21 protein-coding genes are annotated in these 19,528 nt (G+C 73.9%); 13 read left to right on the forward strand and 8 right to left on the reverse strand.

Annotated features, from left to right (window positions below):
- Positions 1 to 185 (forward strand): hypothetical protein (locus tag HCJ94_RS29535; protein ID WP_205800782.1); only part of this gene is annotated, 185 nt, incomplete at its 5' end.
- A gap of 80 nt (positions 186 to 265) precedes the next feature.
- Here HCJ94_RS29535 and ligD read toward each other — a convergent pair.
- Positions 266 to 1,303, reverse strand: coding sequence for a non-homologous end-joining DNA ligase (ligD, locus tag HCJ94_RS06175; protein ID WP_168000001.1), 1,038 nt, complete (start codon positions 1,301 to 1,303; stop codon positions 266 to 268).
- Between the two features lie 47 nt (positions 1,304 to 1,350).
- Here ligD and msrB point away from each other — a divergent pair, with 47 nt between their 5' ends.
- On the forward strand, positions 1,351 to 1,761 hold the full coding sequence (gene msrB, locus HCJ94_RS06180; protein WP_168000002.1) for a peptide-methionine (R)-S-oxide reductase MsrB: 411 nt from the start codon (positions 1,351 to 1,353) through the stop codon (positions 1,759 to 1,761).
- A 24-nt stretch (positions 1,762 to 1,785) separates the two neighbouring features.
- Here the strand turns inward: msrB and HCJ94_RS06185 are convergent, their stop codons facing one another.
- From HCJ94_RS06185 to HCJ94_RS06195, 3 genes are all read right to left on the reverse strand, one after another.
- Positions 1,786 to 2,400 carry a DUF305 domain-containing protein gene (locus HCJ94_RS06185; protein WP_168000003.1) on the reverse strand — a complete coding sequence of 205 codons (615 nt, stop codon included), beginning with the start codon at positions 2,398 to 2,400 and terminating at the stop codon, positions 1,786 to 1,788.
- Complete coding sequence (locus HCJ94_RS06190; RefSeq protein ID WP_168000004.1) at positions 2,385 to 3,119, reverse strand: lytic polysaccharide monooxygenase; 735 nt, start codon at positions 3,117 to 3,119, stop codon at positions 2,385 to 2,387. The genes HCJ94_RS06185 and HCJ94_RS06190 overlap by 16 nt, the downstream gene beginning before the upstream one ends.
- A gap of 130 nt (positions 3,120 to 3,249) precedes the next feature.
- Complete coding sequence (locus tag HCJ94_RS06195) at positions 3,250 to 3,525, reverse strand: isoamylase early set domain-containing protein (protein WP_168000005.1); 276 nt, start codon at positions 3,523 to 3,525, stop codon at positions 3,250 to 3,252.
- Between the two features lie 157 nt (positions 3,526 to 3,682).
- On the opposite strand from HCJ94_RS06195, the gene HCJ94_RS06200 reads away from it, so the two are divergent.
- The 5 genes from HCJ94_RS06200 (at position 3,683) to HCJ94_RS06220 (ending at position 7,331) form a co-directional block, all read left to right on the forward strand.
- Entirely contained in the window at positions 3,683 to 3,943 is a 261-nt protein-coding gene (locus HCJ94_RS06200; RefSeq protein WP_168000006.1) for a metallothionein, read from the forward strand.
- A gap of 183 nt (positions 3,944 to 4,126) precedes the next feature.
- A complete protein-coding gene (locus HCJ94_RS06205) occupies positions 4,127 to 4,732 on the forward strand; it encodes a redoxin domain-containing protein (protein ID WP_168000007.1) in 606 nt (201 codons plus the stop codon).
- Positions 4,733 to 4,737: 5 nt separating this feature from the next.
- Positions 4,738 to 5,637 (forward strand): cytochrome c biogenesis CcdA family protein, encoded by a 900-nt coding sequence (locus HCJ94_RS06210; RefSeq protein ID WP_168000201.1) that lies wholly within the window; start codon positions 4,738 to 4,740, stop codon positions 5,635 to 5,637.
- 69 nt (positions 5,638 to 5,706) lie between these two features.
- Positions 5,707 to 6,153 carry a GNAT family N-acetyltransferase gene (locus HCJ94_RS06215; RefSeq protein WP_168000008.1) on the forward strand — a complete coding sequence of 149 codons (447 nt, stop codon included), beginning with the start codon at positions 5,707 to 5,709 and terminating at the stop codon, positions 6,151 to 6,153.
- Between the two features lie 119 nt (positions 6,154 to 6,272).
- Positions 6,273 to 7,331, forward strand: coding sequence for a lytic polysaccharide monooxygenase auxiliary activity family 9 protein (locus HCJ94_RS06220; RefSeq protein WP_168000009.1), 1,059 nt, complete (start codon positions 6,273 to 6,275; stop codon positions 7,329 to 7,331).
- A 55-nt stretch (positions 7,332 to 7,386) separates the two neighbouring features.
- On the opposite strand, the gene hemQ is transcribed toward HCJ94_RS06220, so the two are convergent.
- The 3 genes from hemQ to hemE are packed head-to-tail and all read right to left on the reverse strand — an operon-like array spanning position 7,387 to position 10,597.
- Complete coding sequence (gene hemQ / locus HCJ94_RS06225) at positions 7,387 to 8,088, reverse strand: hydrogen peroxide-dependent heme synthase (RefSeq protein ID WP_168000010.1); 702 nt, start codon at positions 8,086 to 8,088, stop codon at positions 7,387 to 7,389.
- Positions 8,085 to 9,494 carry a protoporphyrinogen oxidase gene (gene hemG, locus HCJ94_RS06230; protein WP_168000011.1) on the reverse strand — a complete coding sequence of 470 codons (1,410 nt, stop codon included), beginning with the start codon at positions 9,492 to 9,494 and terminating at the stop codon, positions 8,085 to 8,087. Before hemG ends, hemQ begins: the two co-directional genes overlap by 4 nt.
- A 5-nt stretch (positions 9,495 to 9,499) precedes the next feature.
- A complete protein-coding gene (gene hemE / locus HCJ94_RS06235; RefSeq protein ID WP_168000012.1) occupies positions 9,500 to 10,597 on the reverse strand; it encodes a uroporphyrinogen decarboxylase in 1,098 nt (365 codons plus the stop codon).
- Positions 10,598 to 10,830: 233 nt separating this feature from the next.
- Between hemE and HCJ94_RS06240 the strand changes: the two genes are divergently transcribed.
- The 6 genes from HCJ94_RS06240 (at position 10,831) to HCJ94_RS06265 (ending at position 18,910) form a co-directional block, all read left to right on the forward strand.
- Positions 10,831 to 11,403 carry a DUF3000 domain-containing protein gene (locus tag HCJ94_RS06240; protein WP_168000013.1) on the forward strand — a complete coding sequence of 191 codons (573 nt, stop codon included), beginning with the start codon at positions 10,831 to 10,833 and terminating at the stop codon, positions 11,401 to 11,403.
- 180 nt (positions 11,404 to 11,583) lie between these two features.
- The gene (locus HCJ94_RS06245) at positions 11,584 to 12,966 is read left to right on the forward strand and encodes an HRDC domain-containing protein (RefSeq protein WP_168000014.1); all 1,383 of its coding nucleotides are present in this window, start codon (positions 11,584 to 11,586) and stop codon (positions 12,964 to 12,966) included.
- 193 nt (positions 12,967 to 13,159) lie between these two features.
- On the forward strand, positions 13,160 to 14,353 hold the full coding sequence (locus tag HCJ94_RS06250) for a thiolase family protein (protein WP_168000015.1): 1,194 nt from the start codon (positions 13,160 to 13,162) through the stop codon (positions 14,351 to 14,353).
- A complete protein-coding gene (locus tag HCJ94_RS06255; protein WP_168000016.1) occupies positions 14,350 to 16,419 on the forward strand; it encodes a 3-hydroxyacyl-CoA dehydrogenase NAD-binding domain-containing protein in 2,070 nt (689 codons plus the stop codon). Before HCJ94_RS06250 ends, HCJ94_RS06255 begins: the two co-directional genes overlap by 4 nt.
- Positions 16,420 to 17,050: 631 nt before the next feature.
- Positions 17,051 to 17,935, forward strand: a complete 885-nt coding sequence (locus HCJ94_RS06260) for a hypothetical protein (RefSeq protein ID WP_168000017.1) — start codon at positions 17,051 to 17,053, stop codon at positions 17,933 to 17,935.
- Positions 17,936 to 18,082: 147 nt separating this feature from the next.
- Positions 18,083 to 18,910, forward strand: a complete 828-nt coding sequence (locus tag HCJ94_RS06265; RefSeq protein ID WP_168000018.1) for a flagellar basal body-associated FliL family protein — start codon at positions 18,083 to 18,085, stop codon at positions 18,908 to 18,910.
- Positions 18,911 to 18,999: 89 nt separating this feature from the next.
- Here HCJ94_RS06265 and HCJ94_RS06270 read toward each other — a convergent pair whose 3' ends face one another.
- Entirely contained in the window at positions 19,000 to 19,383 is a 384-nt protein-coding gene (locus tag HCJ94_RS06270) for a VOC family protein (protein ID WP_168000019.1), read from the reverse strand.
- Positions 19,384 to 19,528: the final 145 nt, after the last annotated feature.

Consider the following 19,528-nt stretch of genomic DNA (forward strand, 5'->3'; position numbering starts at 1 on the left):
CTGAGGTCCTGACGAAAATTCCCTACTACGTAGAGCAGGCCGGTTACTGCATTGCCCTACACGAGAAGGCCAGCTGTCCAGCCTGCACCGACACAGGATGCCCGAGGCTGGACGAGGCTGCTGATGTCTTGGCCGTCTTCCGCGAGCAACGTCGCACGCGGTATGGGATCAAGCAGAACCCTTGAGCCACGGACATCACGATCTGAGCCGAAGCCGCTCCGGGAACCTGCCTGCGAGTCGGCGTTGTGCCAGCCGGGAAGTCTGCTCAGGTAGCGGCTCCCCGGGGGCGGTCGCGGTCCTTGGAGGGCTGGACCCGCTTCGGCTCACCGGGCATCTTCGGGTGGTCCGGTGGATAGGGCATGTCGCCCTGCCCGGCGGCGGCGTCCCGTTCCGCCCACTCCAGCAGGGGCGTGATGTCCCACGCGGAGTCGTCGATGCCGGCGTGCGGGTCACCCCGCTCGGCCAGCCGAGCCGGGACGGTGCGCAGGTCGAAGTCGTCCGGGTCGACGTCGGGCAGCTCGTCCCACGTCAGCGGGGTGGAGACGGTGGCTCGCGCGTTGGCCCGCAGCGAGTACGCGCACGCGATCGTCCGGTCCCGTGCCATCTGGTTGTAGTCGACGAAGACGCGGGTGCCCCGCTCCTCCTTCCACCAGGCGGTGGTGACCAGCTCCGGCCGGCGCCGCTCCAGCTCCCGGGCCAGCGCGATCGTCGCCCGGCGCACCTCGACGAACGTCCAGCGGGGCTGGATGCGCAGGTAGACGTGAACGCCACGGCCGCCGGAGGTCTTCGGCCAGCCGGCGACGCCCAACTCGTCGAGGATGCCCCGCAGCTCGCCCGCGGCGGTGGCGGCGTCGGCGAAATCCGTGCCGGGCTGCGGGTCGAGGTCGACGCGCAGCTCGTCGGGGCGGTCCGGGTCGGCGGCGCGGACCGGCCACGGATGGAAGACCACCGTGCCCATCTGCGCCGCCCACGCCACGTGGGCCAGGTCGGCCGGGCACAGCTCCGCCGCCGTCCGGCCGCTAGGGAAGCTGATCTCCGCGGTCTGGACCCACGGGGGTACGCCCCGGGTCGGCACCCGCTTCTGGAAGAACATCTCCCCCTCGATGCCCTCGGGGAAGCGTTGCAGGGTCGTGGGCCGCTCGCGAAGGGCGCGCATGATGCCGTCGCCGACCGCCAGGTAGTAGTGGAAGACGTCGGCCTTGGTGAACCCGCGCTGCGGGAACATCACCCGATCCGGACTGCTCAGCCGGACGCGATGCCCGGCGACCTCGATCTCCTCGACTGCGGCCTTCGTGCCACCCATTGCGCGACCATATGCGATGACTCCGACATCCGACGTACCGTTGGCGGGTGAGTCTCGACGACACCGAACTGCCCCGCACCGAGGACGAGTGGCGGGTCCGGCTCAGCCCCGAGGAGTTCCGGGTGCTGCGACAGCACGGCACCGAAGCCCCGTGGACCGGCGAGTACGTGGACACCAAGACGCCCGGCGTCTACCACTGCCGGGCCTGCGGGCTGGAACTCTTCTCCAGCGACACCAAGTTCGACTCGCACTGCGGCTGGCCGAGCTTCGACGACGCCATCCCGGGCCGGGTCAAGGAGATCGAGGACCGCAGCCTGGGCATGGTCCGCACGGAGATCCGCTGCGCCCGGTGCGACAGCCACCTCGGGCACGTGTTCCACGGTGAGGGGTTCACCCCGAAGGACACCCGGCACTGCGTGAACTCGGTCTCCATCCGCCTCGAACCGCGCGAGAGCTGAACGGCCGCCTCCGGGCACCCGCCGTCAGCCGCCCGCCGGCCCCGCCAGCAGCGCGATCTGCGCCGTACGCGACCGGGCGACCCGCTCGGCCAGCTCGCGGACCGGCACGCTGCCGCCGGCCGTGAGATGCGCGTGGGCGAGGTCCGCCGCGGCGCGCTGATGGGCGCTGAGCACCGCGCGGAGTTCACGGTCCACCTCGGCCGGGGACGCGGCGCGCAGGCGGGCGAGGTCGTCGGCGCCGGCGTGCCCGGCGTGGTCGTGCCCGCCTCCGCTCGTGGGCCGGCCAGCGTCCCGGAGCCAGGTACGCATCGTCCGCAGCTCGTCGGACTCGGTCGCCTCGATCGCGTCGAGCAGGGTCCGGAGCTGGGCGTCGGTCAGCCGGCCCTCGACCAGGCGGACGATCTCCAGCGTCCGCTCGGTGTGCGCCACCATCGCGGTGAGGAAGGGGGCGTCGACCCCGGCGAGGCTCGCCGGCGTGCTCGCGGGCGTGCTCCCGGGAGGCGTGGCGGGCGCGGCGGTGCCGGAGCCGCCGGTGCAGCCACCGGCCAGCAGCACGGCGAGCAGGGCGACGAGGTGTGGTCGGCGGGTGCGGCGCGCTCTGGGTACGGGCCGCACCCGTACGGTCAGACCTGGGTCCACAGCGCCGGGGTGTGGGGCGGTTCCCAGCCGGGCAGCGCGGTGTGCGCCTGGCGGCACCGGTACGTGGCTCCGCCGTACGTGACCTGGTCACCGACCTGGTAGGCGCGACCCGCCGTCCACGTGCCGCCCGGGGCGGGGGTGGTCGGCGCGGGGGTCGGGCTCGGCGGCGGGGTGGTCGGCGGTGGCGTGGTCGGCGTGGGTCCGCCCCCGCCACCGATCTGGAGGTCCACGCAGGAGTAGAAGGCGTTGGCGGTGTCGGCGATGTTCCACACCGCGAGGACCTTCTGCCGGCCGGAGTACGCGCCGAGGTTGACCGTGTGCGACACGGTGGCCGGGGGCTGCTGGCCACCTCCGCTGAACACCGCGACGCGGGTGTTCCCGATGAAGTACTCCCAGTTGCTGGTGGCGTGCCGGGCGGTGTTGGTCCAGGTGAACGTGACCGTGCTGCCGACGCTCGTGGCCGGCCAGCCGCGACTGTCGTCGTTGAGGACGGCGAAGTGGGCGATCCCGGCGTGGCAGCTGCGCAGCCCCTTGGGACCTTCGACGCTCTGCGGCTCCCACTTGATCTGGCCACAGTCGGGCACCCGGTTCTGCGCACAGAGTGCCTGCCGGCTCGGCGGGCCGGACACGTATCCGTGCGCCTGGGCCGGCACCGCTACGGCCAGTGAGGACAGGACGGCTCCCGTCGCGACCAACGGGAGGGTGACTCTTCGACGCATGGCGGCATCTCCTTTGCGGACGAAGCTGCTGAGATGCCACCCAAGGTAAGTTAAACCTTGTTAACAGTAAAGACTCCTGTCGATAAAAACATCGATGGAGGTGAACCTGGGGACGCCGCGCCGGAGGGGGTCAGAGCAGCAGCAGGCTGCCGTGCTCGTCGATCCGGTCGGCGGAGTCGTCGTCGAGCCAGACGCCACCGGTGGCGAGGTACCGGAAGCGGTACTCGCCCGGCCCGAGCCGGACCGTGATCGTGCGCGTGCCGTCCCGGCGGGCGACCAGCTCGTGCCGGCCCGGCTCCCACCCGTTGAAGCAGCCCACCACGCTGACCGCCCCGGGCGGGGTGTCACGGGGCAGGCAGAAGGTGACGCGGGTCTGGTTGCCGAAGAGCCTGTTGCGCTTGATCACGGTCTTTCCTCCGGGGGTCGGGTGTTCCATCGGTACCAACGGCCGACACGCCGGGGACGACTCGCCGTGGAACCGGACCAGGTTCGCCGGTTCCGGTTGCCGGAGCGTGTCACATGTTCGACGCTTGCGTTACGTGTCCACAATCGGGGGTTTTGTCATGGCGACCTGTGAGGTCTGCGGGAACGACTACTGGATGGCGTTCGAGGTGCGTACGAGCAGCGGGGCCACGCACACGTTCGACTGCTTCGAGTGCGCCATCCACAAGATGGCGCCGATCTGCGAGCACTGCCAGATCAAGATCGTGGGACACGGGGTGGAGGTGTCCGGGCGCTTCTTCTGCTGCGCCCACTGCGCCCGTGCCGAGGAGGGCGAGCAGGGCGCACAGATCCGCGACGCGGTGGGTGCCCGCCCGGCCTGATCGGCTCTCGTCCCCGCCGCGACCCACGCCACGCCTGCGGATCGGACGATGCGCATCCGGCCGGCCGGCGGACCAGCGGGTGCGTATCAGCCGCTGACCGGCGGAACCACCGTCCGTCACCCCGCCACCGCCGTAAGCGAGTGGTAAGGGTGCCGTGGGACGGGCTGCGGCTAGCATCCCGACATGCCCGACACCAGCACCCGGTCCGTCGCGGTCGCACTGGCTGCCGCACTGGCGCTCGCCGCCTGCACCGGCACCGACGGGAAGACCGGCGCGGCCGGCAGCGCCCCGACCACCGCACCCGGCGGCGCCCCGGCCACCGCCGGCAGCACGCCCAACAGTTCGGGCACCGCACCGGCGGGCGCCACCGGGAGCCCGGCCACCGTGCCGCAGACCCTCGGCTTCACCGCCCGGACCATCGACGGCCGCTCCTTCGCCGGCGCGACCCTCGCCGGCAAACCGGCCGTGCTGTGGTTCTGGGCCGCCTGGTGCACCCGCTGTCGAGGTGTCGCCGACTCGGTCGCCGGCGTGCAGCGGGACAACGCCACCCGGGTCAACCTGATCGGGGTGGCCGGGCTGGGCAGCGGCGAGGAGGCCATGCGCCGCTTCGCCCGGGACACCGGGATCGAGGGCTTCCCGCACCTCGCCGACGACGACGGGGCGGTGTGGCGGCGCTTCGGCGTCACCAGTCAGGAGCACTACGTGCTGCTGGACTCGGCCGGGAAGGTCGTGCACAACGGGCCGCTGTCCCAGGCGGACCTGCGCCGCCGCGTCGCCGAGCTGAGTTAGCGAGCCTGATGGACGCCCCCTACGGTCTCGCGCTCGGCGCCGGCCTGCTCGCCGCCGTCAACCCGTGCGGCTTCGCGATGCTGCCCGCGTACCTGTCGATGCTGGTGCTGGGCGACGGCCCGGCGGACGCCCGCGGGCCGCTCGCGCCGGTGGGCCGGGCGCTGGCCCTGACCGGCGCGATGACCGTCGGCTTCGTCGCGGTCTTCGGCGCGTTCGGGCTGCTCGCCGGCCCCGCCGCCGACGCCGTCGCGAGCCGCCTGCCCTGGGCGTCGGTCGCGATCGGGCTGGCCCTGGTCGCCGCGGGCGGCTGGCTGCTCGCGGGCCGGGCGCTCCCCGCGATCGCGCCACGGCTGGCCGGCGGCCCCAAGGTCCGGCGGAGCTTCGGCTCGATGGTCCTCTTCGGGGCGGCGTACGCGGTCGCCTCGCTCGGCTGCACCGTCGGGCCGTTCCTGGCCGTCGTGGTCGCCGGGTTCCGCGCCGGCAGCCCGCTCGCCGGGGTCGGGCTCTTCGTCGCGTACGCGATCGGCATGGGCCTGGTGGTCGGTGCCGCCGCGCTCGCGGTCGCGCTGGCCCGCGAGTCCCTGGTGCGCCGCGCCCGGCGGGCCGCGCCGCTGCTCGGCCGCCTCGCCGGCCTGCTGCTGGTGCTCACCGGCGGCTACGTGGCCTGGTACGGCTGGTACGAGATCCGGCTCTTCACCGGGCGGGGCGCCGAGGACCCCGTGATCGACGCGGCCGGCCGGGTGCAGACCGCGCTCAGCGGCTGGCTGGGCGGGCTCGGCCCGTGGGTGGTCGGGGCCGCGGCCGTCGCGCTGCTCGCGGTGGCCGCCGGTGCCACCGCGGTACGCCGCCGGCGCGCCGCCGAGCGCCCGGCTCCCGCCGCGGCCGAACCGGTCGACGCCGCCTGAGTGCCGGCCAGCGGCGCACACACCCGGCCGACCGGGAGTCCGTGGGGCCCCGCCGCCTACCATCGCGGGGTGCCACACACCGAACTCCGCTCCGCCTCCTTCGCCGACCTGTCCGCCCGCACCTTCCACGACCTGCTCCGGCTGCGGATCGACGTGTTCGTGGTGGAGCAGGCGTGCCCGTACCCGGAGCTTGACGGCCGCGACGTCGAGCCGGGCACCCGGCACGTCTGGCTGGAGGAGGACGGGGTGCCGCTGGCGTACCTGCGGATCCTGGCCGATCCGGACGGCGTGGCGCGGATCGGCCGGGTCGTGGTGGCCGAGCGGGCGCGCGGCGGCGGGTACGCGGGCCGGCTGATGACGGCGGCCTTGACCGAGGTCGGCGACCGCCCCTGCGCGCTGGAGGCGCAGTCGCACCTGGTCGCCTTCTACGCGCGGCACGGCTTCACAGTCAGCGGCCCTGAGTACGTCGAGGACGGCATCCCGCACACGCCCATGCGCCGGGACGTATTGACGTAATCCGATTGATATGGAAGTCTGCCGGCGGAGCCAACCGCGCGGGTGACGCGGGTGCGGGAGGGGCAACTCCCGAGCCGTCCGGGCGTCGTCGTCGATCCGACCACTCCCCCGGGGGCCCCATGTCCTCTCTTCTCCGATCATCCCGCATCCTGTGGCTGCTCGCCGTCGCGGCGACCGCCACCCTCCTCCTGACCACCGCGCTGGCCAACCCCGTCTCGGCCCACGGTTCCGTGGTGGACCCGGCGTCGCGCAACTACGGCTGCTGGCAACGCTGGGGCAGCGACTTCCAGAATCCCCGGATGGCCACCGAGGACCCGATGTGCTGGCAGGCCTGGCAGGCCAACCCGAACGCCATGTGGAACTGGAACGGCCTGTTCCGGGAAGGCGTCGCCGGCAACCACCAGGGCGCCATCCCGGACGGCCAGCTGTGCAGCGGCGGCCGGACCGAGGGCGGCCGGTACAACGCACTCGACGCGGTCGGCGCGTGGAAGACGTCGCCGGTCTCCAGCAACTTCCGCGTCCGCCTGTACGACCAGGCGAGCCACGGCGCCGACTACATCCGGGTGTACGTGACGAGGCAGGGCTTCAACGCGCTCACCCAACCGCTGGGCTGGGGCAACCTGGAGCTGGTCGGCCAGATCGGCAACACCCCGGCCGCGCAGTGGACGCCGGAGAGCGGCGGCGGCGTGTCGATCCAGGTCCCGGCGAACGCGCCGGGGCGGACCGGCCGGCACATCGTCTACACGATCTGGCAGGCGAGCCACCTCGACCAGTCGTACTACCTGTGCAGCGACGTCGACTTCGGCGGCGGCCCGACCAGCCCGCCCCCGACGACGCCCCCGCCGACCACGCCGCCGCCGACCACGCCGCCGCCGGCTGGCGCGTGCACCGCGACGTACCGGGTGACCAGCCAGTGGTCCGGGGGCTTCCAGGGCGACGTGACGGTGACCGCCGGCGGCTCGGCCGTCCGGGGCTGGAGCGTGAGCTGGACCTTCGCCAACGGCCAGCAGGTCAGCCAGGCCTGGAACGCCACGGTGACCAGGACCGGTAACACGGTCGTCGCCCGCAACGTCGACCACAACGGAAACCTCGGTGCCGGTGCGAGCACCACGTTCGGCTTCATCGGCTCGTGGAGCGGCAGCAACCCGGTACCCGTCGTGGCCTGCACGGCCACCTGAGTCCCGGCCGGGGCCGCGCCCATCTCCCTCCGGGCGTGGCCCCGACCGGCCGCCGTTACGGCAGGCAGGTCACGATGTCGGCGATGGCGCGGCGGCGACCGGTGTAGAAGGGGATCTCCTCGCGGACGTGCAGGCGGGCGCGGGAGCCGCGCAGGTCGCGCATCAAATCCACGATGCGGTGCAGCTCGTCGGCCTCGAAGGCGAGCATCCACTCGTAGTCGCCGAGCGCGAACGACGCCACCGTGTTGGCCCGCACGTCCGGGTAGCCGCGTGCCATCCTGCCGTGCTCGGCCAGCAGTTCGCGCCGCTCGGCGTCCGGCAGCAGGTACCACTCGTACGAGCGGACGAACGGGTACACGCACACGTACCCGCGGGCCTCCTCGTCGGCCAGGAACGCCGGGATGTGGCTCTTGTTGAACTCGGCCGGCCGGTGCAGCGCCATCTGCGACCACACCGGGGTCATCGCGCGGCCCAGCGTGGTCCGGCGGAACCGCTGGTACGCGTCCTGGAGCGCGTCGCTCGACGACGAGTGCCACCAGATCATCAGGTCGGCGTCGGCGCGCAGGCCGGAGACGTCGTACGTGCCCCGGATCGTCACGTCCTTGCCGGCCAGTTCCTCGAAGAGCGCCTCGACCTCGCCGGTGACGTTCTCGCGCAGCGACGGCAGAGGGCTGGTGGCCCGGTACACCGACCACATGGTGTAGCGGATCGTGGCGTTCAGCTCCTTCAGCCGGGCCGCGTTCGTCTGCTCGGTCATGTCCCGGAACCTCCCAGTGCTGTGATGATCTCGTCGGCCGCCGTCGCGCCGGAGCGGACGCAGACCGGGATGCCGACACCGTCGTACGCGGCGCCGGCCAGGGCCAGGGTCGGGTGGCCCGCGCGCAGCGCGGCCCGCGCGGACGCCACCCGGTCGAGGTGGCCCGGCGCGTACTGCGGCAGCGACCCGCCCCACCGCTGCACGTGCGCGGCGACCGGCGCGGGCAGCGGGGTGCCGAGCACCGCCGACAGTTCCCGGTGCACGGTGGCCGCCAGATCCTCGTCGGGGCGCTGGAGCTGCGCCTCGTCCCCGTACCGGCCGACCGACGCGCGAACCAGGGCGAGCCCGTCCGGCCGGCGCAGGTGCCCCCACTTCGTGGTGAAGAACGTCGAGGCCTTGATCAGCAACCCCTCGGTCGCCGGCACCAGGAAACCGGACAGCGCCGGCAGCGCCGGTTCCGGCAGCGCGAGGGTGACCAGCGCGACGCTGGCGTAGTCCAGCCCGCCGACCGCCGCCGCAACCTCCGGTGCGACACCGGCGAGCAGCCGTGCGGCCGGGCGGGCCGGCACGGCCAGCACCACCGCGTCGACGTCCACGTGTTCAACATCGCGGGTCGGGCCGACGGTCAGCCGCCAGCCGGCGCCGGTCGGGATCAACTCACGGACCGCCGCGTCCCGGCGGATCGTCGCCCCGCTGGCCGTCGCGGCGGCCTCGACCAGGGTGCCCAGTCCGCCGGCCAGGGTTCCGAAGACCGGCGCGCCCGGCGCGCGGGGGGCGGCGGCCTGCGCGGCGCGTACCGCGCCGACCAGGGTGTGCTCCACCCGGGCCGCCCGGGCGAGCGCGGGCATGGTGGTGTTCAGCGACAGGTTGTCGGCCCGGCCCGCGTAGACGCCGCCGAGCATCGGGTCGACCAGCCGGTCGACCACCTCGTCGCCGAGCCGGGCGCGGACCAGCGCCCCCACCGCGACGTCGTCGTCCGGCCCGAGGAGCGGGCGGCCGGCGTCCCGGTCGGCGTCCGTTGCCGGCCGCGCGACCGTCGCCACCGCCGCCAGGTCCCCGGGTACGCCGACCAGCGTGCCGCCCGGGATCGGGCGCAGCCCGCCGTCGACGGCGAGCGCGGCCTGCCCGACGGTCGGGTGGACGACGCGGTCGGCCAGCCCGAGCCGGCGGACCAGGGCCACGGCGGCGGACTCCCCGCCGGCCGGGTCCCGCATGAGGAACGACTCCGCCCCGAACTCCACCGCCTGGCCGGCCAGCTCGCCGGTGCGCAGCTTCCCGCCGAGCGCGCCGCTCTGCTCGTACACCGTGATCTCGGTGCCGGCGGGGGCGCGGTCGCGCAACCGGACGGCGGCGGCCAGGCCGGCTATCCCGCCGCCGACCACCGCGACCCGCCACGGCGCCGCCATGCCGGTCAGTCCTGGTCGGCCGGGCGGGCGGACAGCTCGTGGACCAGGGCGACCACCCGGGTCAGCACGTCGGGGTCGGTCTCCGGCAGCACCCCGTGGCCGAGGTTGAACACGTGACCGGGGGCGGCCCGGCCCTGCTCCAGCACGCGCCGGACCTCCGCCTCCACGACCGGCCAGGGGGCGAGCAGCACGCACGGGTCGAGGTTGCCCTGCACGGCCCGCTCGGGGCCGATCCGGCGGGTCGCCTCGTCCAGGGGCGTACGCCAGTCGACGCCGACCACGTCGGCGCCGGCCTCGCCCATGGCGGTCAGCAGCTCGCCGGTGCCCACCCCGAAGTGGATGCGGGGCACGCCCGCGTCGGCCAGGCCGGCGAGGACCGCCTGCGAGTGCGGCAGCACGAAGCGCCGGTAGTCGGCCTCGGACAGCGCTCCCGCCCAGGAGTCGAAGAGCTGCACCGCGGAGACGCCGGCCTCGACCTGGACCCGCAGGAACGCCAGCGTGATCTCGGCGAGCCGGCCGGCCAGGGCGTGCCACAGGTCCGGGTCGCCGTACATGAGGGCCTTGGTCTTCGCGTGGGTACGCGAGGGCCCGCCCTCGACCAGGTAGCTGGCGAGGGTGAACGGCGCGCCGGCGAAGCCGATCAGCGGCGTGCCGCCCAGCTCCTTCACCAGCATCCGCACCGCCTCGTCCACGTAGGAGACGTCGTCGCGGGTGATCGGGCGGATCCGCGCCACGTCGTCGGCGGAGCTGACCGGCTCGGCCACCACCGGCCCGGTTCCGGCGACGATGTCCAGGTCCACGCCGGCGGCGGCGACCGGCACCACGATGTCGCTGAACAGGATCGCCGCGTCGACGCCGTGCCGGCGGACCGGCTGGAGGGTGATCTCGGTGACCAGGTCGGGACGCCGGCAGGACTCCAGCATCGCCACGTTGGCCCGGATCTCGCGGTACTCCGGCAGCGACCGGCCCGCCTGCCGCATGAACCAGACCGGGGTGTGCGGGCCGGGTAGGCGCCGGCACGCCCGGACGAAGGCGGAGTCGGCCGGCCCGCCGGAGCGGGGGTCCTCGTCTCGGGCGGCGGTGCCCGCGGTGTCGGTGCTCATCGCGGCAATCGTGCCACGGCGCCCGCTGCGCCCCGCCGCCACCGCCACCAATTGTGAGCCGCGTCCGCCCGGTGCGAGGAAGGGCCCTTGTCAACGGTTGCGGTAGCGGAAGGGGCCGCTGTCAACACCAGGCCCCGCGGTGGGCGGCGGCCCGGCGTCGACACTGCCGGGGCGCGGCTCGGCCCCGGCGCGCCGCCGGATGGGCGGGCCGGTGGCGGCATACGCTTTCGAGCATGGCCCCCCCGATCGCGCTTCCCGAGACCTTCGCCCGCGCGGTCGCCGGGCTCCGGTCCGCGGCGCCCCGGGCGGAGATCCTGCTCGAGGAGGTGGGGGCACCGCAGCGGCTCGCGCCGTACGCGTTCGCGCTCTCCGCCACCGTGCTGCGTGACGGTGACGAGGTGGCCACCGGCCGGCTGATCCTGCTCCACGACCCGGCGGGGCACGAGGCGTGGCAGGGCACGCTGCGCCTGGTCACGTACGTGACCGCGGAGATGGAGGTCGACCTGGCCGCCGACCCGCTGCTGCCCGGCGTCGGCTGGACGTGGCTGACCGACGCCCTCGACGTGCAGGGCGCCCGGCACCGCGCGATCGGCGGGACGGTGACCCAGACCCTGTCGACCCGGTTCGGCGATCTGGCCGGGCCGCCCGCGGCGGGCGACATCGAGATCCGCGCCTCCTGGACCCCCCTCGACAACAACCTGGCCCCCCACCTGTACGCCTGGTGCACCCTCCTCGCCTCGACGGCCGGCCTCCCCCCACCCGGCGTCACCGCCCTCCCCACCCCCCACCACACCCCCCCGTCCTGACCCCCGTCCCGCCCCCCGCCCCCCGCCCCCGCGATCTTGCACTTTCTGCCCCGACCAATCGCCGCAGAAGGGGCGAAGCGGGGGCCGAAAGTGCATGATCGGCGGGGTGCGGGCGGGACGGGGACACGCTGCGGGGGCGGGTGCGCGCGGTAGGCGGCCGCTGGGCAATAGGGTTGTCAGGTGACCGACGAACCACCCCTGCGCCGTCGGGCCGCCGAAAGTCGTACGGGAGACACGCCGCACCACCCGCCGTCGGCCCTGCCGGAGCCGGACGGCGCGGGGGCCCACCCGACCGTCGGCGGGCCCGTGCCGCCGACCGACGCCGCCGCCTGCCCCGAGGACGTCCCTGCCGGCGGGCCGGTGCCGCTGACCGCCCCGCGCGAGGGCACGCCCCAGCCGGTGACCACGCCGGAGGAACTCGACGAGGTTCTGGCCCGCTTCGCCGTGGGGACCGGCCCGGTGGCCCTGGACGCCGAACGCGCCTCCGGGTACCGCTACAGCCAGCGGGCCTACCTCGTGCAGCTCCGCCGCGCGGGCGCCGGCACGGCGCTGATCGACCCGCTGCCACTGTCCGACCTGACCGCGCTGGACGAGGTCATCGGCGAGGCCGAGTGGGTGCTGCACGCGGCCAGCCAGGATCTGCCCTGCCTGGCGGAGCTGGGGCTGCGTCCCCGGCGGCTCTTCGACACCGAACTCGCCGCCCGGCTGGCCGGCTTCGAGCGGGTCGGCCTCGCCGCGCTCACCGAGCAGCTGCTCGGCTTCAGCCTGGAGAAGCACCACTCGGCGGCGGACTGGTCGAGCCGGCCGCTGCCGGAGTCCTGGCTGACGTACGCCGCGCTGGACGTGGAGCTGCTGGTCGAGCTGCGGGACGCGCTCGACGCCGAGCTGTCCCGGCAGGGCAAGTCCGAGTGGGCGGCCGAGGAGTTCGCCGCGGCGATCCGCAACGGCACCCGCCCGCCCCGGGTCCGCGCGGAGCCGTGGCGCCGCACCTCCGGCATCCACCGGGTACGCGGCGCCCGGGCGCAGGCCCGGGTCCGGTCCCTGTGGTACGCGCGGGACCAGATCGCCGCCCGCCGCGACGCCGCCCCGGGGCGGGTGCTGCCGGACTCGGCGATCGTCGCCGCCGCGGAGCTGGACCCGAAGGACGAGAAGACCCTGCTCACGCTCCCCGGGTTCGGCGGCCGGTCGGTGCGCCGGCTGGCCCGCACGTGGCTGGCCGCGCTCGACGACGCCCGGAAGCTGCCCGACGACGCGCTGCCGGTCGCGCCGGCGGTCGAGGGCCCGCCGCCACCGCACCGGTGGGCCGAGCGGGACCCGGTGGCCGCCGCCCGGCTGGCCCGCTGCCGGGAGGTGGTCGTCCAGGTCGCCGCCGCGCACACGCTCCCGCCGGAGAACCTGATCGCTCCCGACTCGGTGCGCCGTCTGGCCTGGGTCCCACCCGAGGACGTGACCGACGGGACGGTGGCGGAGACCCTCCGCGGCCTCGGCGCCCGCGAGTGGCAGATCCACCTCCTCCTCCCGGCGCTGACGGAAGCCCTGACCGACCCACCGCCCGCCCCCTGACCCGGTTGATCAAGAGGTTTGCGTCCGCGACACGCCGGCGCGCTGACGCAAACCTCTTGGTCAACCTCGTCGGGGACTCCGGTCGGGTGGGGTCGGCCGAGGTGTGGGGTGGGCCACACGGGGGGGTGGTGTCCCCGTTGGTTACTGGCGAGTAGCATCCGAGGGAAACGCCAGTCTGGCTAGGAGGCTCCAAGTGCCCCGTGAAGTTCGGGATGTCGTCTTCGTCGACGGCGTCCGTACCCCGTTCGGCAAGGCGGGTGGCATGTACGCCAACACCCGCGCCGACGACCTGGTGATCCGCTGCATCCGCGAGCTGCTGCGCCGCAACCCGCAGCTGCCGCCGGAGCGGGTCGAGGAGGTCGCCATCGCCGCCACCACGCAGATCGGCGACCAGGGCCTGACCATCGGCCGGACCGCCGCCCTGCTGGCCGGCCTCCCCAAGACCGTCCCCGGCTTCGCCATCGACCGCATGTGCGCCGGCGCGATGACCGCGGTCACCACGGTCGCCAGCGGCATCGCCATGGGCGCGTACGACATCGCCATCGCCGGCGGTGTCGAGCACATGGGCCGCCACCCGATGGGTGAGGGCGTCGACCCGAACCCGCGGATCATCGCCGAGAAGCTGGTCGACCCGTCCGCGCTCGTCATGGGCGCCACGGCGGAGAACCTGCACGACCGGGTCCCGCACATCACCAAGGAGCGCACCGACGCGTTCGCGCTCGCCTCGCAGCAGAAGACCGCCAAGGCGTACGCCAACGGTAAGCTCCAGGACGACCTGGTGCCCGTGGCGATCCGCGACGAGGAGAACGGCTGGGGTCTGGCCACGGTGGACGAGGCTCCCCGGGACACCTCGATGGAGAAGCTCGCCACCCTCAAGACCCCGTTCCGCCCGCACGGCAGGGTCACCGCGGGCAACGCGGCCGGCCTGAACGACGGCGCCACCGCGAGCCTGCTCGCCGCCGAGGAGACCGCGCGCGAGCTGGGCCTGCCGGTCGCCATGCGGCTGGTGTCGTACGGCTTCGTCGGCGTCGAGCCCGAGGTCATGGGCGTCGGCCCGATCCCGTCGACCGAGAAGGCGCTGCGCATCGCCGGCCTGACCATCGACGACATCGGCCTGTTCGAGCTGAACGAGGCGTTCGCCGTCCAGGTGCTCGCCTTCCTCGACCACTTCGGGATCGCCGACGACGACCCGCGGGTCAACCCGTGGGGCGGCGCGATCGCCATCGGTCACCCGCTCGCCTCCTCCGGCGTGCGGCTGATGACCCAGCTCGCCCGGCAGTTCGCCGAGCACCCCGAGGTCCGCTACGGCCTCACCGCCATGTGCATCGGCATCGGCATGGGCGGCACCGTGATCTGGGAGAACCCGCACTGGGAGGGCAACAAGTGAGCGCGCTCGCGGCACCGAACGAGGTCGTCACGAAGGCGCTGCTGCGCCAGGTGAACGTACCGGGGCTGGACCGTCCGGCCGCCCTGATCACCTTGGACAACGGCTTCGACCACACCAAGCCGAACACCTTCGGCCCGGGTGGCCTGACCAGCCTGGACGAGGCGATCACCGCCGCGCTCGCGGCGAACCCGGCGTTCATCGCGGTCACCGGCAAGCCGTACATCTTCTGCGTGGGCGCGGACATCACCGGCCTGCCGCTGCTCGCGAACCGCGAGCAGGCCCTGGAGATCGGCCGGCTCGGCCACCGGGTCTTCGCCCGGCTCAAGGACAGCGAGATCCCGACCTTCGCGTTCGTCAACGGCGCGGCGATGGGCGGCGGTCTGGAGCTGGCCCTGCACTGCCACTACCGGACGCTGTCGGCCGGCGCGGCGGCCCTCGCGCTGCCCGAGGTCTCGCTCGGCCTCATCCCCGGCTGGGGCGGTACGCAGCTGCTGCCGAACCTCATCGGCATCCCGGCGGCGACCCAGGTGATCATCCAGAACCCGCTGATGCAGAACAAGATGCTCAAGCCGAAGCAGGCTGCCGAGATGGGCATCGCCGACGTGCTGCTGGAGCCGGCGGACTTCCTGGAGCGGTCCCTGGAGTGGGCCGCCGGCGTGGTCCGCGGCGACGTCACCGTCACCCGGCCCGAGGTCGACCGCGACATGTGGGGCGGCGTGCTCTACTTCGCCCGGCAGACGCTGGACCAGCGGCTGCACGGCGCGGTCCCGGCCGCGTACAAGGCGCTGGACCTGCTGGAGACGGCGAAGGACGCGGACTTCGCGGCCGGCACCGCCGCCGAGGACGAGGCCCTCGCGGACCTGGTCTTCTCGGAGGAGCTGCGCAGCGGCCTGTACGCATTCGACCTGGTGCAGCGGCGGGCCAAGCGGCCGGCCGGCGCGCCGGACAAGGGCCTCGCCCGTCCGGTCACCAAGGTGGGCATCGTCGGCGCCGGCCTGATGGCCAGCCAGCTCGCCCTGCTCTTCGCCCGCCGCCTCCAGGTGCCGGTCGTCATGACCGACCTGGACCAGGCCCGGGTCGACAAGGGCGTGGCGTACGTGCACCAGCAGATCGAGAAGTCGGTCAGCAAGGGCCGGATGGACAAGGGCACCGCCGCCAAGCTGTACGGCCTGGTGAGCGGCTCGGTCGACAAGTCCGTCTTCGCCGACGCCGACTTCGTGATCGAGGCGGTCTTCGAGGACCTGAACGTCAAGAAGCAGGTCTGGGCCGAGCTGGAGAAGATCGTCAAGCCGGAGGCGGTGCTGGCCACCAACACCAGCTCGCTGTCGGTGACGGCGATGGCGGAGGACCTGGAGCACCCGGAGCGGGTGGTCGGCTTCCACTTCTTCAACCCGGTCGCGATGATGCCGCTGCTGGAGATCGTCCGGGGCGAGAAGACGGACGACGTCACCCTGGCGACCGCGTTCGCGGTCGGCAAGCAGCTGAAGAAGTCGTCGGTGCTGGTCAAGGACGCCCCGGCGTTCGTGGTCAACCGACTGCTCACCCGGTTCCTCGGCACCGTCTTCGCCGCCGTCGACCAGGGCACCCCGCTGGACGTGGCGAACAGCGCGCTGGACCCGCTGGGCCTGCCGATGCGCCCGCTGGCGCTGCTCCAGCTCGTCGGGCCGGCCGTGGCGTACCACGTCGGCGGCACCCTGCACGCGGCGTTCCCGGACCGGTTCGGCGTCAGCGAGAACCTCAAGCGGATCGCCGACTCCGGCCAGCCGATCGTCGTGGACGACGAGGTCAACGCCGAGGTGGCGAAGCTGCTTGTCGTCGGCGACCAGCCGCTGACCGCCGAGCAGGTCCGGCAGAACGCGCTCGACGCGCTGGCCCAGGAGATCCGGCTCATGCTCGACGAGGGCGTGGTCGCCGAGGCGCAGGACATCGACCTGTGCATGATCCTCGGGGCCGGCTGGCCGTTCCACCTGGGCGGCGTCACACCGTACCTGGACCGGACCGGCACCTCCGAGCGGGTCGCCGGCAAGCGGTTCCTGCCGCGCGGCGCGGCGAGCCTGTCCAAGTAGGGCACTCCGCTCCCCCGCGATCGCGGTGGTCGCCACGCCGGCGGCCACCGCGATCGTCGTTCCACGGCGTGGTCCCGGGGCAGCGGAACGGCCCGCCGGCCCGCTACGATCACCCGTTCGCATCTTCGCGCCTGGAGCTGATGTCATGTCCTCACCGCCGGTCGACCCCTGGTCCGGGCAACCGGAGCGCGGCTCGCACCCCGGTTCCCCGCCCCCTGTCCCTCCGCCCCCGGCGCAGTGGGGGCGGCACCCCGGCACCCACGAGCCCCAGCCGGGCGGTTGGCCGCCGGCTTCCGGCGCGACCCCGGCGCAGGGGGCCGGGCCGGCGGGTGCCTGGCCGCCGCCACCGTCGCCGACGGGCTGGGCCGACCCGACCCGACCCGCCGCTCCGCCGGCGGCCGGCTGGCCGAACTCTCCGCAGACCCCGCCCACGCGCTCCTGGCCGGAGGCCACACCGCCGCCCACCGTCGCGTCGGGGTCGGGCCCGACGCCCCCGGGCAGGGGCTGGCAGCCACCGGCGGAAACGTGGCGGCCCGCGGGTGGCGGGAACCCGCCGGCCCCCGCCGGAGGCGGTTGGCCGGGCCCGCAGCCGGGATCGCGGCCGTCCGCACCCGGGGACCAGCCCACGCAGGTGTTCGCCCTGATCCCCCCGGCCGACCACCCGACCAGTGGACCGGGGTACGGCCAGCCAACGTCGGGCGGACCGGGCTACGGCCGACCCTCGTCCGGCGGTCCCTCCTACGGCCAGCCGACCTCCGGCCCGCCGGGGTACGGCCAGCCGGCGGGGAGCAGTCCGTACCTCCAACCGGGCGCGTTTCCGCAGCCCGGCGTCGACGCGCCCGGCGGCGCGCCGTCCCGGCGGTCGAAGCTGCCGCTGGTGCTGTCGCTCGGTCTGGTGGGCCTGCTGGTGCTGTGCCTGGGCGGTGGCGGCCTCGCCTACGTCGCCCTGTCCGGCAGTGACGACCCGGCGCCGGTGCCGTCCTCGGCACCCAGCGGGGACGCCACGCCCCGCGCCGCCACCGAGGAGGGGACTCCGTCGGCCGAGGCCAGCTCCCAACCGCGCATCCGGCTCGTCGCGCCGAAGACCCTCGGCGGCCGGGCGAAGAGCACCGACCCGGAGTTGCGGGCCCTGGCCGACGAGATGGTCCGGGACATGAAGTCGACGGTCCGCAGCGAGAGCGGCGCGGTCGGCGCGTTCTACGGCAGCCCAGAGAAGCAGAACATGGTGATGATCGCCGGCGCCTCGGGTTTCGTCCTCGACCCGAAGCGGGAGCTGGACGACGCCGTCAAGGCGCTCTCGGCGGAGCTGAACGTCCGGCGGATGTCCACCGTGTCCCCCGGCCCGCTCGGCGGGGTGGCGAAGTGCGGCGACGGCAGCGCCTCGGACATCTCGCTCGGTGTCTGCGTCTGGGCCGACCAGGGCAGCGTGGGAATGATCGTGATGTTCTTCTCGTCCGCCAGCAAGGCGAAGTCCGAGTTCACCTCGATCCGGGGGCAGGTCGAGAAGCGCTCCTGACCAGTCGGCTGCGGCGGGTCGGCACCTCGACGAGGACGCCGGCCCGCCGCCGGCGAAATGGATCACCCCGGCGGGCGGCGGGTGCGGACGTGGAGCCCGCGCTGGCTAAGCTCACACGTCGCGTTGTCGAAGACCTGGAGCTGACCCATGTCCCAGCCGCCAGTCAATCCGTATCCTTCCCAGCCGGGCAGCGGCGCCCCGTACGGCTCGCAGCCGGGCGCCTACCCGCCCCCGCAGCAGCCCGGCGGCTACCCGGCATCCCAGCCGGGCAGCCCGTACCCGGCACCCCAGCAGCCCGGTGGATACCCGCCGCCGCAGCCGGCCGGCGGCTTCCCGCCGCCCGCCCCGGGCGCGCCCGGCCAGCCGTACGGCGCGGTGCCGCCGCCTCCGAAGAAGCGGTCGACCGGCAAGATCCTGCTGATCGTGCTCGCGGCCGTGCTGGTGCTCTGCCTGGGCGGGGCCGCGGTCGCCTTCTTCGCCGTCAAGGACGAGGTCAAGGAGACCGTCGACGCCACGAAGATCCGGGTCGTCGAGCCGGAGACGCTCGCCGGCCGGCCGAAGGTCACCGACCCCAACCTGCAGAACATCAGCCAGCAACTCGAGGCCGAGCTGAACAAGTCCCTTCCGGACGCCACCAGCACCGTCGGTGCCTTCTACGGCGACCCGGCCAAGCAGGACCTGGTGATGGTGGCCGCCGCCTCCGGTCTCAACACCGACCCGACGAAGACCCTCGACGAGACGGTCGCCGGAGCCCGGCAGAGCGATGTCGCCGTCGGCGAGATGTCCTCGGTGGACCCGGGACCGCTCGGCGGGGAGGCCAAGTGCGGCGACGCCAAGGCCGCCGACGTCCCGATCGGCGTCTGCGTCTGGAGTGACAAGGGCAGCCTCGGCATGATCATGGTCTACTTCAAGACCGGCGCGGACGTGCAGAAGGAACTGGCCACGATGCGCGGCCAGATCGAGCAGAAGTCCTGACCGTCGACGGACCGACCGGGCCCCGTCCACCCGAGGGTGGACGGGGCCCGGCACGTCAGCGCTCCGGTACCGCCCGGCGGGTCCGGGCGTCAGCCCTGGGCGGCGCGCTCAGCGGCACTGCGTAGGACGCAGAACTCGTTGCCCTCCGGGTCGGCGAGCACGACCCAGCCGGAGCCGTCCGGGCGAGTGTGATCGGCGACGTGTGTCGCGCCGATACCGAGCAGGCGGGCAACCTCCTCGTCGCGGGTCCGGTCGGTCGGCTCCAGGTCGAGATGCAGGCGGTTCTTCACCGTCTTGCCCTCGGGTACGGCCAGGAACAGCACCTCCGGCCCGCCCTCGGGCAGCAGCATCGCCTCCGGGTCGCCGGGGAGGTCGTCCGGCTGCCGGGGGCACTCGAAGACCTGGGCCCAGAAGCCGGCCAGGGCGTACGTGTCGCGGCAGTCGATGCCGATGTTGTGGATCCGTGCGGTCACGGGTGTCTCCTCGATGGGTTGGAGGCGCCCCGCGCGAGAATGTCAGCGATGCGGGCGGCGGGGCGCGGAACAGGTTCTGGTGAACATCGACGCACCCCCTTCCGTCACCGTGCTGACCGCATGATCTTCACATCGCCGCCCGGAC

The sequence above is a fragment of the Micromonospora thermarum genome (assembly GCF_012034245.1).
GTDB classification, from domain to species: Bacteria; Actinomycetota; Actinomycetes; order Mycobacteriales; family Micromonosporaceae; genus Micromonospora; species Micromonospora thermarum.

What these genes read in the sequence shown, in the direction of transcription:
- hemQ (WP_168000010.1), bottom strand. Translation starts at nt 8,088, where the DNA reads ATGACCGAGCAGACGAACGCGGCCCGGCTGAAGGAGCTGAACGCCACG.
- HCJ94_RS06240 (WP_168000013.1), top strand. Translation starts at nt 10,831, where the DNA reads ATGGCCCCCCCGATCGCGCTTCCCGAGACCTTCGCCCGCGCGGTCGCC.
- HCJ94_RS06190 (WP_168000004.1), bottom strand. Translation starts at nt 3,119, where the DNA reads ATGCGTCGAAGAGTCACCCTCCCGTTGGTCGCGACGGGAGCCGTCCTG.
- hemE (WP_168000012.1), bottom strand. Translation starts at nt 10,597, where the DNA reads ATGAGCACCGACACCGCGGGCACCGCCGCCCGAGACGAGGACCCCCGC.
- ligD (WP_168000001.1), bottom strand. Translation starts at nt 1,303, where the DNA reads ATGGGTGGCACGAAGGCCGCAGTCGAGGAGATCGAGGTCGCCGGGCAT.
- HCJ94_RS06205 (WP_168000007.1), top strand. Translation starts at nt 4,127, where the DNA reads ATGCCCGACACCAGCACCCGGTCCGTCGCGGTCGCACTGGCTGCCGCA.
- HCJ94_RS06220 (WP_168000009.1), top strand. Translation starts at nt 6,273, where the DNA reads ATGTCCTCTCTTCTCCGATCATCCCGCATCCTGTGGCTGCTCGCCGTC.
- HCJ94_RS06265 (WP_168000018.1), top strand. Translation starts at nt 18,083, where the DNA reads ATGTCCCAGCCGCCAGTCAATCCGTATCCTTCCCAGCCGGGCAGCGGC.
- hemG (WP_168000011.1), bottom strand. Translation starts at nt 9,494, where the DNA reads ATGGCGGCGCCGTGGCGGGTCGCGGTGGTCGGCGGCGGGATAGCCGGC.
- HCJ94_RS06200 (WP_168000006.1), top strand. Translation starts at nt 3,683, where the DNA reads ATGGCGACCTGTGAGGTCTGCGGGAACGACTACTGGATGGCGTTCGAG.